At 65.5% G+C, this 15,322-nt stretch carries 13 protein-coding genes; 4 read left to right on the top strand and 9 right to left on the bottom strand.

What is annotated here, in order from left to right:
* Positions 1 to 101: 101 nt before the first annotated feature.
* The 3 genes from ahcY to ACQR1X_RS21835 all read right to left on the bottom strand — a co-directional run bounded on the left by ahcY (position 102) and on the right by ACQR1X_RS21835 (position 4,387).
* Positions 102 to 1,514, bottom strand: a complete 1,413-nt coding sequence (gene ahcY / locus ACQR1X_RS21845) for an adenosylhomocysteinase (protein WP_315803537.1) — start codon at positions 1,512 to 1,514, stop codon at positions 102 to 104.
* Between the two features lie 227 nt (positions 1,515 to 1,741).
* On the bottom strand, positions 1,742 to 2,938 hold the full coding sequence (gene metK, locus ACQR1X_RS21840) for a methionine adenosyltransferase (protein ID WP_315803538.1): 1,197 nt from the start codon (positions 2,936 to 2,938) through the stop codon (positions 1,742 to 1,744).
* A 99-nt stretch (positions 2,939 to 3,037) separates the two neighbouring features.
* Entirely contained in the window at positions 3,038 to 4,387 is a 1,350-nt protein-coding gene (locus tag ACQR1X_RS21835) for a hypothetical protein (protein WP_172112675.1), read from the bottom strand.
* Positions 4,388 to 4,541: 154 nt separating this feature from the next.
* Here ACQR1X_RS21835 and ACQR1X_RS21830 point away from each other — a divergent pair, with 154 nt between their 5' ends.
* The 4 genes from ACQR1X_RS21830 (at position 4,542) to ACQR1X_RS21815 (ending at position 8,732) form a co-directional block, all read left to right on the top strand.
* Positions 4,542 to 6,209, top strand: coding sequence for a caspase family protein (locus ACQR1X_RS21830; RefSeq protein ID WP_434899535.1), 1,668 nt, complete (start codon positions 4,542 to 4,544; stop codon positions 6,207 to 6,209).
* Between the two features lie 181 nt (positions 6,210 to 6,390).
* Positions 6,391 to 6,768, top strand: a complete 378-nt coding sequence (locus tag ACQR1X_RS21825) for a DUF2147 domain-containing protein (RefSeq protein WP_315803541.1) — start codon at positions 6,391 to 6,393, stop codon at positions 6,766 to 6,768.
* Positions 6,769 to 6,825: 57 nt separating this feature from the next.
* Positions 6,826 to 7,518: an SGNH/GDSL hydrolase family protein gene (locus ACQR1X_RS21820; RefSeq protein WP_316216903.1), complete on the top strand. Its 693-nt coding sequence runs from the start codon at positions 6,826 to 6,828 to the stop codon at positions 7,516 to 7,518.
* 83 nt (positions 7,519 to 7,601) lie between these two features.
* A complete protein-coding gene (locus ACQR1X_RS21815) occupies positions 7,602 to 8,732 on the top strand; it encodes an acyltransferase family protein (protein WP_434886423.1) in 1,131 nt (376 codons plus the stop codon).
* A gap of 40 nt (positions 8,733 to 8,772) precedes the next feature.
* Here the strand turns inward: ACQR1X_RS21815 and ACQR1X_RS21810 are convergent, their stop codons facing one another.
* The 6 genes from ACQR1X_RS21810 to ACQR1X_RS21785 form a co-directional block, all read right to left on the bottom strand.
* A complete protein-coding gene (locus tag ACQR1X_RS21810; RefSeq protein WP_315803544.1) occupies positions 8,773 to 9,891 on the bottom strand; it encodes a cobalamin-independent methionine synthase II family protein in 1,119 nt (372 codons plus the stop codon).
* A gap of 440 nt (positions 9,892 to 10,331) precedes the next feature.
* Entirely contained in the window at positions 10,332 to 11,048 is a 717-nt protein-coding gene (locus ACQR1X_RS21805) for an ABC transporter ATP-binding protein (protein WP_315803545.1), read from the bottom strand.
* Positions 11,048 to 11,794 carry an ABC transporter ATP-binding protein gene (locus ACQR1X_RS21800; RefSeq protein WP_315803546.1) on the bottom strand — a complete coding sequence of 249 codons (747 nt, stop codon included), beginning with the start codon at positions 11,792 to 11,794 and terminating at the stop codon, positions 11,048 to 11,050. The genes ACQR1X_RS21805 and ACQR1X_RS21800 overlap by 1 nt, the downstream gene beginning before the upstream one ends.
* Positions 11,791 to 12,828 (bottom strand): branched-chain amino acid ABC transporter permease, encoded by a 1,038-nt coding sequence (locus tag ACQR1X_RS21795; RefSeq protein ID WP_434899534.1) that lies wholly within the window; start codon positions 12,826 to 12,828, stop codon positions 11,791 to 11,793. Before ACQR1X_RS21795 ends, ACQR1X_RS21800 begins: the two co-directional genes overlap by 4 nt.
* Before the next feature lie 7 nt (positions 12,829 to 12,835).
* Positions 12,836 to 13,705: a branched-chain amino acid ABC transporter permease gene (locus tag ACQR1X_RS21790; protein ID WP_315712905.1), complete on the bottom strand. Its 870-nt coding sequence runs from the start codon at positions 13,703 to 13,705 to the stop codon at positions 12,836 to 12,838.
* A gap of 238 nt (positions 13,706 to 13,943) precedes the next feature.
* Entirely contained in the window at positions 13,944 to 15,125 is a 1,182-nt protein-coding gene (locus tag ACQR1X_RS21785) for an ABC transporter substrate-binding protein (protein WP_315803548.1), read from the bottom strand.
* Positions 15,126 to 15,322 lie beyond the last annotated feature (197 nt).

Below are 15,322 nucleotides of genomic sequence, written 5' to 3'. Positions count from 1 at the left end.
CAATCGCTACGATTGAGTTTGATAGTTACTTCGCGATCAAAACAAAAAAGGCCGGGGCAATGCCCCGGCCTTCGTCGTCTCGCCGCGCGTCGTGCCGGAACTCAGTAGCGGTAGTGGTCCGACTTGAATGGGCCTTCCGGCTTGACGCCGATATACGAAGCCTGGTCGGGACGCAGCTTGGTAAGGGTCACGCCGATCTTGGCGAGATGCAGCATCGCCACCTTCTCGTCCAGCGACTTCGGCAGCACGTAGACTTCCTTCTTGTACTTGCCGTCCTTGTTGTTGGCGTAAAGCTCGATCTGCGCCAGGGTCTGGTTGGTGAAGGACGCCGACATCACGAAGGACGGGTGGCCCATCGCATTGCCGAGGTTCACGAGGCGGCCTTCGGACAGCAGGATCATGCGCTTGCCGTCGGGGAAGGTGATCTCGTCGACCTGCGGCTTGATGTTGGTCCACTTCAGGTTCTTCAGCGAGGCGACCTGGATCTCGTTGTCGAAATGGCCGATGTTGCAGACGATGGCGCGATCCTTCATCGCGCGCATGTGCTCGATGGTGATGATGTCCTTGTTGCCGGTGGCGGTCACGAAGATGTCGGCGCGCGGCGCGGCGTCCTCCATCGTGACGACCTCATAGCCCTCCATCGCCGCCTGCAGAGCGCAGATCGGGTCGATCTCGGAGACCATGACGCGGCAGCCGGCCTGGCGCAGCGAGGCGGCCGAGCCCTTGCCGACGTCGCCGAAGCCCGCGACCATCGCGACCTTGCCCGACATCATCACGTCGGTGCCGCGGCGGATGCCGTCGACCAGCGACTCGCGGCAGCCATAGAGGTTGTCGAACTTCGACTTGGTGACGCTGTCGTTGACGTTGATCGCGGGCCACAGCAGCGTGCCGGCCTTCTGCATGTCGTACAGGCGATGCACGCCCGTGGTGGTCTCCTCCGAGACGCCCTTGATCGACTTGGCGATCTCGGCGAAGTAGCCCTTCGGCTTCTCCTTGAGCTGCTTCTTCAGAAGCGCGAAGAACACCTCCTCTTCCTCGGAGGCCGGCTTGTCGAGGAACGCCGCATCGCCGTTCTCGGCGCGCAGGCCGAGATGGACGTACATGGTGGCGTCGCCGCCGTCATCGAGGATCATGTTGGGATGGCCGCCGCCATGCCAGTCGAACAGTTTTGCGGTGTAGTCCCAGTAGTCGACCAGCGTCTCGCCCTTGACGGCGAACACCGGAATGCCGGCGGCGGCGATCGCGGCGGCCGCGTGGTCCTGGGTCGAATAGATGTTGCAGGAGACCCAGCGGATGTCGGCGCCGAGCGCCTTCAGCGTCTCGATCAAGACCGCGGTCTGGATGGTCATGTGCAGGGAGCCTGCGATGCGCGCGCCCTTCAGCGGCTGCTTCGGGCCATACTCCTCGCGCGTCGCCATCAGGCCGGGCATCTCGGTCTCAGCGAGCGAGATCTCCTTGCGGCCGAACTCGGCGAGCGAAATGTCCTTGACGATGTAGTCGTTGAAGGCGGTCATGAGATCATCCTCTGTCTTCGCGCGAACGCGACATTCAGCAAATCGAACAGCAATGGTTCGTCATGCCCGGCCTCGTGCCGGGCATCCACGTCGTCAGTCGTATCAGTCACCTCAACTCAAGACGTGGATGGCCGGGCCTCCGCCTCGCCGAAGCGGCTTCGGCCGCGCAGGCGGGACAAGCCCGGCCATGACGCCTCGAACATTCAGGCGGCAAGCGCCGGCAATGCTTACACCGCGCGCTTGAACGCCTCGGCGAGGTCGGTCTTCTCCCAGGAGAAGCCGCCCTCGTTGTCCGGCGTGCGGCCGAAATGACCGTAGGCCGCGGTGCGCGCGTAGATCGGGCGGTTGAGGTCGAGGTGCGAGCGGATGCCGCGCGGGGTGAGGTTCATCACCTCGGCCGCCGCCTTCTCCAGCTTGTCCTCGGAGACCTTACCCGTGCCGTGGGTGTCGATGTAGATCGACAGCGGCCGCGCCACGCCGATCGCGTAGGCGAGCTGCAGGGTGCAGCGATCAGCCAGACCAGCGGCCACGATGTTCTTGGCGAGGTAGCGCGCAGCATAGGCCGCCGAGCGGTCGACCTTGGTCGGATCCTTGCCGGAGAACGCGCCGCCGCCATGCGGAGCCGCGCCGCCATAGGTGTCGACGATGATCTTGCGGCCGGTCAGGCCGGTGTCGCCATCGGGGCCGCCGATGAAGAACTTGCCGGTCGGGTTGATGTGCCAGATCGTGTCCTTGGTAATCCAGTCCTTCGGAAGCGCCTCGCGGACGTAGGGCTCGACGCGCTCGCGCACCTGCGCCGAGGTCATGTCCTCGACCAGATGCTGATGCGAGACGACGATCTCGCGCACGCCGACCGGCTTGCCGTTCTCATAGCGCACGGTGACCTGGCTCTTGGAGTCCGGGCCGAGCACCTTCTCGACGCCGGAGTGGCGGGCTTCGGAAATCAGGCGCAGGATCTTGTGGGCGTAGAAGATCGGCGCCGGCATCAGATCGGGCGTTTCGTTGCAGGCGTAGCCGAACATGATGCCCTGGTCGCCGGCGCCCTCTTCCTTGACTTCGCCGGGCTGCAGCGCGTCGACGCCCTGGGCGATGTCGGCCGACTGCGGATGCAGCAGGATCTCGATGTCGCAGGTCTTCCAGTGAAAACCTTCCTGCTCGTAGCCGATGTCCTTGATGGCTTCGCGCACGACGTGCTCGATGTGCTCGTTGGTGACCGAGGCCGGGCCGCGGGTCTCGCCGGCGATCACGACCTTGTTGGTGGTGGCAAGCGTCTCGCAGGCGGCGCGGATCTGCCAGGGGTCGATGCCGGCCTTCGGCCCTTCACGGTAGAACAGGTCGACGATCTCGTCGGAAATACGGTCGCAGACCTTGTCCGGATGGCCCTCGGACACCGACTCCGAGGTGAACAGATAAGACGCGCGCATCAAGCAACCCCTTCTTTGCCGCCCACGGCGGTCATTTGTATTGATCCCAAGTCTCTCGATCCCAAGTCTCTTGATCCCAACTGTCCTGATCCCAGGATGTCAGTCGCGACGCCGCGAGATGACGTAGGACTCGTCGTAGAACCACAGCCCGTTGTGCTTTCGCAGAACCTCTCTGGCGGCGTCGAGCGCACGAGACGAGTGGGCCACCTCGGTCAGGCGGTCTTCCTCGATCTGCGCGACATACACCGCCGCGTTCCAGGCTGCAAAGGCCGTCGAGGTTCCGATCGCACCGGTGACCTCGTTGGGCAGAGCCTCCATCTCATACCTGAAAATCGAGCGATTGTCCGCATAGGCGTTAAAATTTAAGTCTCGCCCACTGGAGCCCAGCTCGTATTTCACGGCGCGCAATAGCTCATGGCGGCTGACCGAGAAAGGATTTTCTCCGGGCCAGACCGCCTGGATGATGTCCAGGCCGGGATCCTGGCCGTGGGAGTGGATTCCGATCAGCCGGCCGCCCGGCTTTAAGGCACGCGCCAGCGGTGCGATGATGCGCTTGGCGCGAAAATTGACCGAGGACCGGGCACGGTAGGGCTGGGAGGCGATGATCAGGTCGAAATTGGCCTCGACCCGCCCGGCCCGCGGGATGATGCCGTCGAGCAGGAAGCGGTGGTCCTCGCGGTACAGCACCAGCGCGATCGGCCGTTCATAGACCGGCATGCCGGTGCGCTGCGAGACGTTGGCGCGCCAGTTCTGCTCCAGAAACGGCTTCAACGCGGTGATCTGGGCCTCGAAATCCCCGGACGAATCGCCCTGCAGCACGACCTCGTGCCAGATCATCGACGCCGCGACCGAAGGCGATGCCGGCGTCAGCCAGGGCGCCTCGGCATAGTTCATGTTGGTGAACACGAACACGCTGGCCGGATGCTCGAACAGCCGGTCGGGCACCTTCTCCAGGGTCAGCCGGACGTCCTCGAGGCTCAGCTCCTTGCCGGCGACATAGAACGGAATGTGTGGAAAACGGCCGTGCATCGTGCGCAGCACCTTCGACAGCACGGTGCCGTCGCCGACGCCGGCGTCGAACAGGCGCAGCGCCGGCGGCCGCGGATGGATGCTGGCGAGCTCGAGACCGACGCGCTCGGCCACCACCCGCTTCTCGCTGCAGGTGTGCACGAACAGCAGGTATTTCTGGCGGTTCTCGAAGAAGCGGAAATTGCTCTTGGGATCGCGCTTCTCGGGCACGACGTCGAGCCGCGGCGGCGGCAGCGTGCCAGTCGATGCTGCGATATAGGCCTGGATGCGGTCCAGCGTGTCGATGGTGATGCGCTTGCCCTCGCGCAGCCGCTGCACGAGCTTGCCGTCGTTCACGGCGCGGCGGCCGAACGTCGATTCCGCCATGTCCGACTGGCGGCAGAACTCCGTGATCTGGGCGAGCAGCTGGTCGTTCTTCATTCGGTCCGACGGGTGGGAAATGCAAGTGGGCAGCGTGCCCTTGGCCCAATCTCCTAGCACCATCTGCCCACCATTGGAAAGAGCCTGAACCCGGACCCTTCCGGACGCAACAAACCGGATAGGTTCCTGCCTCTCGTCCCCACGGTCCGTGCCGATGCGCCGCTCCCTCCTGCTGCTGATACCGCTGCTGGCTGCCCTCTGGACGTCTCCCGCCCTCGCCCAGTCGAAGTCCCAGCTCGGCCCGCTCTGCACCACCGAGACGACGCCTGCGGACCAGATGATCGCCGCCTGCAACAAGATCATCGCCCTGAAGGCGTTTTCCGGCCGCCAGCTGGCGACGATCTATTTCTGGCGGGCGGTCGGCTGGAACAAGAAGGGCGACTACACCCACGTGATCGTGGATGCCACCGAGGCGCTACGGCTGGCACCGGCGCAGGCGATCTATAATCTGCGCGGCTCGGCCTACTACGACAAGGGCGAGTACGAGATCGCGATCGCCGACTTCAACGACGCCATCAAGAGCGGCGCGCCGAGCGGCACGCTCTTCCACAACCGCGGCAACGCCCATCGCGGCACCGGCGACTACGCCAAGGCGATCGCCGACTACGACCAGGCGATCAGGCTGATGCCGAAATCCGCGCTGTCCTGGCAGAATCGCGGCATCTCCAAGGAAGCGACCGGCGACCTCGATGGCGCGCTTGGCGACATCAACGAGGCGATCCGGCTCGATCCGGCGCTGGCCTCGCCGCTGATCAACCGCAGTGTGATCTGGCGCGCCAAGGGCCATCTCGACCGCGCCGTCGCCGACGCTTCGGAGGCGGTCCGGCTCGCGCAGAATCCGCCGGCCAACGTGATGACGCCGCCGGGCAGCGTCGTCATCGCTGCCCATGTGCATCGTGCGCTGGCCTATGAGGCCAAGGGCGAGTTCGACGCGGCCAAGGCGGATTACGCCGCGGCGCTGACGCCGACCGCATCCGATGCCGGCAGCAAGGCCAACCAGGCCACCGCCAGGGTGCGTCTGTCGCTGCTGTCGGAGGCGGTGGTGCGCCCCCAGCCGCGGCCGGAATCCACGGCCCCCTCCTCGGCCGCAGCGGCGCCGACGGGGCAGCGCATGGCGCTGGTCATCGGCAACGGGGCCTACGCTCACGTGCAGCCACTGCCCAATCCGCCGCGCGATGCGCGAGCAATCGCCAGGAGCCTGCGCGACATCGGCTTCACGGTGACTGAGGGCATCGATCTCGACCGCGCGGCGATGCAGGCCAAGACGCGCGACTTCCTGCGCGAGGCGACGCGGGCGCAGGTGGCCGTCGTGTTCTATGCCGGCCACGGCGTGCAGATCGACGGCCGCAACTATCTCCTGCCCACCGACATCGCACCGTCCGCGGGCAGCGATGTGGTCACGGCAATGGTCGACATGGACCAGATCCTGGCCGGGCTCGACGACCAGGTCCGCACCAACATCCTGATCCTCGATGCCTGCCGCAACAATCCGTTCGCGCCGCCGGAGACGGCAAGCGCCGGACCCGGCCGGGGTCTCAGCGCCACCGGGCTGGCCGCACCATCGTCGCTCGGTGCTGGCGCGACGTCCGGGGCCGGCACGCTGATCGCGTTCGCGACCGCGCCGGGCAAGGTCGCGCTCGACGGCGACGGCGACAACAGCCCGTTCTCGGCGGCGCTGTCGCGCCACATCGGCACGCCCGGGCTCGAGGTGCAGCAGATGCTGACGCGCGTACGCGCCGAGGTCGTGGCCGGCACCAAGAACCGGCAGGTGCCGTGGTCGAATTCCTCGCTGCTTGGCGAAGTCTATCTGGCGGCGAGATAAACCTGGGGCTGGGCAGGCACTGCCACAGCCCGACCATCACAGCCCGCGAGACAGGTGCGGCACGCCCGAATCCTGATATCCTTTCTGAACAATGGAGACCAAGCGTGTCGCCGTCGGCCCGCCGCATCGCCGACACGATCCGCTAGCAACAAGTTCGTCTCGAAGGATGAGGGAGGCTCGCATGATCGGTCGTTTCGTTGTCGGACTAGGTGTGTCGCTCGCGCTGGCGGCAGGCCCGGCGCTCGCCGACGATGTCAGCGGCGTCTGGCTGCGCGAAAGCGGCGCCTCCAAGGTCAGATTCGCGCCCTGCGGCGGCGCCATCTGCGGCACGCTGGTCTGGATCAAGGAAGGCACGGTTACCCCCGCCAAGGTCGGCCAGCGGCTGTTCTCCGGCATGAAGCCGACCGGACCCAACGCCTGGGCCGGCAGCTACAGCAATCCCGACGACGGCAAGACCTACGATGCCAAGATGACCCTGTCCGGCGGCACGCTGACCACGGCCGGCTGCGCCTTCGGCGGCGTCATCTGCCGTTCCTCGACCTGGACGCGGACGAATTAGAGCTCCGTTTGCGAATTCATACTACGGTCGGGTCACATCAGGGCATCGATCGTCCATATGGCAGCGAAAACGCAGGCGCGGCTGGGATTCGTGCTGTTTGCGGTGATCACCGCGGCAGCCGCGACGTTCGTGCTGGCACGCCGCTCGGCGACACCGTCCGGCAGCGACCACCGCATGGTCCGCCAGCTCGTCGTCCACTACAATCTGCTGGCTCGCCCCGATGACCCGATCATCGTGCTCGGTGACAGCATCGTCGAGGCGGCGACGCTGCCGGCCAGCGCCTGCGGGCATCCGGTCGTCAACGCCGGTCTCGCCGGCGCCGGGACGCGCAGCGATCTCGCCGGCTGGCTGAAGCCCGCACTCGGGCCGAAACGGCCGTTCGCGATCATCGTCTCGCTCGGCGTGAACGACGCGCTGGCCGCCAAGCCCGACTCCAGCGAGGTCTTCGCTGCGCGCTACGAGGCCCTGCTGCGCGAGCTGTCAAAGCTCACCACGCGCATCTTCATCGCCGAGTTTCCCTCCGTCGAGGCGCGCGGGCCATTCACGCCGGCCATGGAGAAGGCCGCCGCGGCGAGCATCACCGGCTATCGCGCCGTGCTGCCGGACCTCGCAAGGCGCACCGGCGCGACCTTCCTGCCCCTGCCGCCGATGGAATCGCCGTTCACGCTCGAAGGCATCCATCTGAATGCCACGGGCTATCGGTCCTGGGACCAGGCGATCCTGCAAGGAACCGAGCTCGCCTGCCGCTGATCCGCAGGCTGCGAAAACATTCCTTCACTTCGCGCCGGCTAGGATTGGGCGCACATCCCGTCGAGACGGTTAACGATCACCGCATGGCCCTGCCTCACACATCGACATCGTCTGGGACTCACAAGCTGCTCGGGCTCGAGCTGCTGCGTTTCATCGCCACGATCTCGGTGCTGTTGTGGCACTATCCGCACTTCGCCTACGTCGCCGACGCGCCGGTCGATCTCGTCCGAAGCGAATTGCCATTCTACCGCGTGCTGTTCCCGTTCTACGAGCTCGGCGAATACGGCGTGGTGATCTTCTGGTGCATCTCCGGGTTCATCTTCTTCTGGAAGTACAGCGCGCTCGTCCCGGATGGCGCGGTCGACGGCTGGACCTTCTTCGTCAACCGGCTGTCGCGGCTCTATCCGCTGCATCTCGCAACGCTGCTGCTGGTCGCGGGGCTGCAGGCCCTCTATGTCGCGCAGCACGGCTTCTTCTTCGTCTACCAGAGCAACGATCTCGCTCATTTCGTCGCCCAGCTTTTCATGGCGAGCGACTGGCTGCCGCCGACCGGGGTCAGCTTCAACGGCCCGATCTGGTCGGTCTCGATCGAGGTGCTGGTCTATGCCGCGTTCTTCCTGGCGCTGCGTTTCGTCACCGCATCGCCGCTGTTGAACCTGGCGATGATCCTGGCCGGGATCGCGAGCGGGACGCTGGTCGGAAAATGTTTCGTGTTCTTCTATGCTGGTGGCCTCGCCGCGATGGCGCGGCAGAGCGTTGCCGATGCCCCGTACCGGCCAAAACTGGAGGCGCTCGCCGCCTGCGCCGTCGTCGGCATTCCCTTGGCGCTGCGGGTGTCAGGCATCGCGCTCGCCGAGCGCGCGGCAGCGCTCCTGCTCGTCTACACACCGCTCCTGTTGTTCGTCTGCACAACCCCGCTGACACTGCCCAAGCGTGTCGAAGATCTGCTGCAGGCCGCGGGCAACATGACCTATTCGTGCTACCTGCTGCACTTCCCGATCCAGCTGATGATCGCGCTGGCATTCGCGTCCTGGGGCCAACCGATCCCGTACGGCAGCCAGCTGTTCTGGATCGGCTTCATGGGACTGACCCTGACGGCGGCATATCTCACTTATGCCGGCTTCGAGGCCCCCGCCCAGCGACTGATCCGCCGCGCGCTGCTGCGCAAAAACGAAGCGGGGCGGATTGCTCCGGCCCCGCTTCCACGTCATTGATCATCGCCTGATCGCCAGGCGCGCTGCCTCAGGCAGCTGATTACTTGCCCCAGATCTCCTCGGCGAGCTCGACGCAGAGGCGCAGCTTGGCCCACTGCTCTTCCTCGCTCAGGATGTTGCCTTCCTCGGTGGAGGCAAAGCCGCATTGCGGCGACAGCGCGAGCTGGTCCAGCGGGGCGAACTTCGAGGCCTCTTCCAGGCGGCGCTTGATGTCGTCCTTCTTCTCGAGCTCGCCGACCTTCGAGGTGACGAGACCGACGACGACGACCTTATTGCCCTTGGGCAGGAAGCGCAGGGGCTCGAAGCCGCCGGCACGCTCGCTGTCATATTCCAGGAAATAGCCGTCGTAGTTGGTGTTGGCGAGCATGGTCTCGGCAACCGGCTCGTAGCCGCCCGAGGAGATCCAGGTCGAGCGGAAATTGCCGCGGCAGACATGGGTGGTGATGGTCATGTCGGCGGGACGCTCGGCGATCGCGTAGTTGATGATGCGCGAATAGATCTGCTGCAGGCCGTCGGGATTGTCGCCGCGCTCGCGCGCCTTCTTCAGCTCGTCCTGCGAGCACAGATAGGCCCACACGGTGTCGTCGAACTGCAGATAGCGGCAGCCGGCGTCGTAGAACGCCTTCACGGCCTTGCGGTAGGTCTTGCCGAGATCCTCGTAGAAGGCGTCGAGATCGGGATAGACGTCCTTGGAGATCGATTTGCGGCCGCCTCGGAAGTGCAGCACGGCCGGCGACGGGATCGTCATCTTCGCCGTCACATGCGCGGTGTCGGCGTGCTTCTTGAGGAAACGGAAATGATCGAGCATCGGATGATCGGCCGGGAAGTCGAGCTTGCCGATAACGCGCACCGCGTCATGACGGGTCTGCACGCCGGTGAACTGAATACCGGCGTCCGGGTGAAACAGCTCGCAGCCGGTCAGCTTGGCGAGGAAGTCGAAATGCCACCAGGAGCGGCGGAACTCGCCGTCGGTCGCAAGCTTCAGGCCGGTCGAGGCCTGGCGATGCACGACCTTCTCGATCTCCATGTCCTCGATCTTTGCGAGGTCGGCCGCCGAGATCTCGCCCTTCTCGAGCTTGGCGCGGGCTTCCTTGATCTTCTGCGGCCGCAAGAGGCTGCCGACTTCGTCGGCGCGGAATGGGGGCTTGGTGCGTTGCATGTGCTCACTCCTTGGAAGGCGTCGATTCGTTGGATAGGGTTGTTGGACCCGCGATCTGTCCTGGCTGGTCACCTGGGCAAAGCGTGATGGACTGGGTCCATCCCCTACCCCGTATCCGGTCGGTATACAATTCTGTCGAAGAGAGATCGTGGAGAGGCACGGCGCAATCCATGCCAGGTGCGGTGGTCTGGCCAATTCCGACCGCGTTCGATGGGCAATCTTGAGGTGACCCCATCAAATCCGTCTCCAGGCAAAGCGCCCTCGGGATAACGAGGCTCCGGCCGCCAGGCCGTCACAACTGGATTCTGCATACCGATGTTGACGACGGCCGCGCCATACCGCCAGACCTTCCGCGCGACCTCGGTCGATTGCGCGAGCCACGCTGTCCCCGCAACCAATGATGACGCTTCAGCTCGTCGCGTTCAAGCCTATCGATCAGGTCAGTGCGCGGCGGCGCTCGCGACGCCGAGATGCCGCTCCAGGGGCGCCGGATCGGCCTTCAAGGCGCTCGACGGCGCATCGTGCACGATGGTGCCGCGCTCCAGGATCACGACACGGTCGGCCAGCGCCAGCAGCTTCTGCGCGTGCTGCTCGACGATGATGGAGCACAGCCCGCCGGCGCGGCTGATGGTGCCGATCGCAGCCAGCAGCTCCTCGACGATGATCGGCGCGAGGCCTTCGGTCGGCTCATCCAGCAGCAGCACCTTGGGATTGAGCGTCAGCGCGCGGCCGATCGCCAGCATCTGCTGCTCGCCGCCGGAAAGCTGGTTGCCGAAATTGTTGCGCCGCTCCTTGAGCCGCGGAAACATCTGGTAGACGCGCTCGACCGTCCAGGGTCCGGGCTGCGCCACCGCGGTCATGTTCTCCTCCACCGTGAGCGAGCGGAAGATGTTGCGCTCCTGCGGCACCCAGCCGATGCCGGCGCGGGCGCGCTGGTCGGCGCGAAGAGCCGTGATGTCGGTGCCGGCCAACGCGAGCTTGCCGGAGAAGCGGCGGGTGACTCCGACGATGGAGTTGATCAGCGTGGTCTTGCCGGTGCCGTTGCGGCCAAGCAGCGCCAGCACCTGCCCCTCGGGCAGCTTCAGCGACATGTCCGGCAGCACGACCGCCTGGCCGTAGCCGGCGCGCAGGTTCTCGATTGTCAGCAGATCGGTCATCACGCGGCCTCGCCGAGATAGACGGCCTTGACCTGCGGATCGCGCGCGACCTCGTCGGGCGCGCCCTCGACCAGCAGCGCGCCGGAGACGAGAACCGAGATGCGGTCGGCGAAGGAGAAGACGAGATCCATGTCGTGCTCGATCAAGAGCACCGTCACGTCGCGCGGCAGCGCCGCGACGGCGGCGAGAATATCCTTGCGCTCGCCCTCGGGCACGCCGGCGGCGGGCTCGTCGAGGAGCAGAACGCGCGGGCGCGCGGCGATCGCGACCGCGATCTCCAGCAGGCGCTGCTTGCCATAGGGCAAGGTCGAGGTGCGATCGTTCATCACGTCGAGTAGCCGGAAGCGTTCCAAGGTCTCGGCGATCTCGGCATTGATGTCGTCGCGCGTGCCCATGCGCCGCCACCAGTTGCCGCCGCCGCCGAGTCGCTCGGAGACCGCGAGCCCGATCGTCTCCAGCGGCGTGAGGTCCGGATAGAGCTGGTTGATCTGGAAGGTGCGCGACAGGCCGCGCAGCACGCGCTTGTGCACGGGCAGGTCGGTGATGTCCTGGCCTTCGAGCAGGATGCGCCCCGCGCTCGGCTCCAGCACGCCAGTGAGCTGATTGATGACCGTGGTCTTGCCGGCGCCGTTCGGACCGATCAGCGCATGGCGCGCGCCCGGCGCGATCTGCAGCGACAGATTGCGGGTGACATGGAGGCCGCCGAAATGCTTGTCGAGGCCGCGGGTTTCCAATGCGTAGGTCATGGCGCCTCGTTATCGGTGAGGGCCACCGCGGCCTTGCGGCCGACGATCTGCCGAAGGATGAGATTGGGCAGCCACAGCGCATAGGCGTGGATGCGATGGCGGCCGACCAGAACGATGACGACGAGCACGAGGCCGATCCAGAACATCCAGTATTGCGGCGTGATCCACTGGAACAGCTCCTGCAGCATCCGGAACACGGCGGCGCCGATCAGCCCGCCATAGAGATAGCCGGATCCGCCGATGACCAGCATCAGCACGAGGTCGGCGGAGCGCTCGAACGAGAACACGTCGAGCGAGGCCAGCGCCGTGGTCTGGGTGAACAGCGCCCCGGCAATGCCGGCGTAGAACGCGCCGACGGTGTAGATCGCGATCAGGCGCTTGTTGACGGGAATGCCGACGGCGGCGGCGCGCAACGGATTGTTCTTGATCGCGCGCAGCGACAGACCGAAGGGGGAATGCACGATTGTCCGCGCCAGCAGGAACAGCACGAACAGCACCGCGAGCGCATAGAAGAACCCGGTCTTGCCGAACATGTCGAAGGCGAACACGCCGAAGATCGGCTGGATGTCGATGCCCTGGAGACCGTCGGTACCGCCGGTGATGTTGGAGAAGCGCTCCGCCAGCGCCTCCATCAACAGCGCGATGCCGAGCGTCACCATCAGCCGCGTCAGGTCGACGCCGCGGATGACCAGGAAGCTGGTGGCGAAGCCAAGCACGGTGGCGGCGAGGCCGGCCACGATCAGCGCCAGCACCGGCTCGTTGATGATGCCGTGCACCGAGAGCAGGCCCGCGCAATAGGCGCCGACGCCGAAGAAGGCGGCGTGGCCGAGCGAGACGATGCCGGCATAGCCGAGGATCAGGTCGAGCGACAGCGCGAACAGCGCCAGCCGCAGGATCTCGGTCATGATCAGGTAGCGCGAGGGAAACGCCAGTCCGACCGCCAGCACGACGATCCAGAAGGCGAACTCGCTCCAGTGCCAGCGGCCGTGCTGCCTGGCGTGAAATCCGACCTCGGTTTGTGCGTTCGTGGTCATGCGATCCTCACCGCGTCGCCGTGCGGCCGAACAGGCCGTTCGGACGCCAGATCAGGATCACGATCATGATGGTGTAGATGACGAAGGGGCCGAGCTTCGGCACATAATATTTGCCGGCGACGTCGCCGATGCCGAGCAGCAGCGAGGCGAGGAACGGGCCGGTGATCGACGACGAGCCGCCCACGGTGACCACGATCAGGAAGTAGATCATGAACTTCAGCGGGAAGTATGGATCGAGGCCGAGGATCTCGGCGCTGAGCGCGCCGCCCAGGCCGGCGAGCCCGCAGCCGAACGCGAAGGTGAAGGCGAACACCTGCGGCACGTTGATGCCGAGGCCGCTCGCCGCGCGCGGATCATCGACGGCGGCACGCAGCCGGCTGCCGAACCGCGTCTTGGAGAGCACCAGCTGCAGCCCCACCGTGAGCAGCCCGCAGATGACGATGATCATCAGCCGATAGCGGCCGATGCCAACGCCGAAGACGTCGAACTGGCCCTGCAGCACGTCGGGCAGATTGATGAAGATTCGCGAGGAGCCCATGATGTAGTCGACCGCGGCCACCGTCATGAAGACGAGCCCGATCGAGAACAGCACCTGGTCGAGATGGCTGCGCGCATAGAGATGCTGATAGAGCGTCCGCTCCAGCAGCGCGCCGATCATGGCGCTCGCGACGAAGGCCAGCGGGAGCGCCGCGAAGAACGGCCATCCCATCCGGTTGACGAGCACGGCGCAGACGTAGCCGCCGGCCATGGCGAAGGCGCCATGGGCGAGGTTGACGAAGTTCATCAGGCCGAGCGTCACGGCGAGCCCGCAGGCCAGCACGAACAGCAGCATGCCGTAGGCGACGCCGTCGAAGAGGTTGGTGAGGATGGCGGTCATGGAGTCTAGTTTCAGTCCCCAGTCATCCCTTCATCCGAAGGGCATGCATTCAATGCTTGCTCGGTCTGCGCCTCCCCCGCCTGCGGGGGAGGTCGGATCGCATCTGAACGATGTGATCCGGGTGGGGGACATCTCTCCACACGACGCGTGTGCCGTGGGGTACCCCCACCCCAGCCCTCCCCCGCACGCGGGGGAGGGAGCGCACCGTTCGTGCGCGCTCGATATGACGCCTATCGCGTCACTTCTTGGCCTTGCCCGGATCCTTGACGGCCTCGAAGGTCTGGAACTCGACGTTGTAGAGCTCGCCGTCGACCTTCTCGACCTTGCGGATGTAGACGTTCTGAACGATGTCGCGCGTCTCCGGATCGATCGAGATGGGACCGCGTGGGCTCTCCCAGGCCATGCCCTTCATCGCAGCAAGCAGGGAATCGCCGTCGGTCTTGCCACCGGTCTTCTTCAGCGCCTCGTAGATCAGATGGATGCCGTCGTAACCGCCGACCGCCATGAAGCCCGGACGGCTGTTGAACGCCTTCTTGTAGGCCGCGACGAACTCCTTGTTCTTCGCCGACGGATGCGCCGCCGAATAGATGTGCGCGGTGACGGCGCCGAGCACGGCGTCGCCCATGTCGTTGAGCAGGTCGTCGTCGGTGACGTCACCCGGTCCGATCACCTTGATGCCGCTCTTGTCGAGGCCGCGCTCGGCATATTGTTTCATGAAGTTGCCGCCCTGGCCGGCCGGCACGAACACGAACATGGCATCCGGCTTGGCGTCCTTCATGCGCTGCAGGAACGGAGCGAAGTCGGGGTTCGCCAGCGGAACCTTGATTTCCTCGACGATCTCGCCGCCGCCGGCGGTGAAATGCTCCTTGAACGAGGCCAGCGCGTCGTTGCCCGGCGCGTAGTCCGAGGTCAGCGTGGCGACCTTCTTGATGCCGTTCTTGACCGCCCAGTCGCCGATGATCGTCGAGGACTGCGGCAGCGTGAAGCTGGTGCGGACGATGTAGGGCGACTTCTCGGTGATGATCGAGGTGCCGGCGGCCATCACGACTTCCGGGATCTTGCCCTGGGTGGCGAGCGGCGCGGCGGCGAACGCGGCCGGGGTCACGCCGAAGCCGGCGATGACGTTGACCTTGTCGTTGACGATCAGCTCCTGCGCCAGACGCTTGGTGTTGTCGGGCAGCGCCGCGTCGTCCTTGAGGATGACCTGGATCTTCTTGCCGGCGACGGTGTCGCCGTTCTGCTGCATGTAGAGCTTGATGGCATTGTCGATCTGCTTGCCGGTCGACGCCTGGCCGCCGGTCATCGGCACGATCAGGCCGATCTTGAACACGTCTTCGGCCCGCGCCGCACCGGACGCGAGCGCAGCCGCGGCGAGCGCCGCACTGGCGGCGAGCGTCAGTGTCTTGTTTCGCACGAACATTGAAACTACCTCCCTGGTCGGATCAGGACCGCAGCCCCCGGCCATTGTTGTCTTAACCGTGCGATCTCGTTCACGATATCGCGGGCGCATCGCTGCGGACTTGGGACCCCGTTGTCAATGGCGATCATGGGAGGCTTCGTGAACGGTAGGTTTCCGCAACGGACCACCGATCCGTGATTGGTATATTAATACCCAAA

Source organism: Bradyrhizobium sp. HKCCYLRH3073 (genome assembly GCF_051167995.1).
In the GTDB taxonomy this organism is placed as follows: Bacteria; Pseudomonadota; Alphaproteobacteria; order Rhizobiales; family Xanthobacteraceae; genus Bradyrhizobium.
This window is presented reverse-complemented; position numbering and strand designations above follow the sequence as displayed.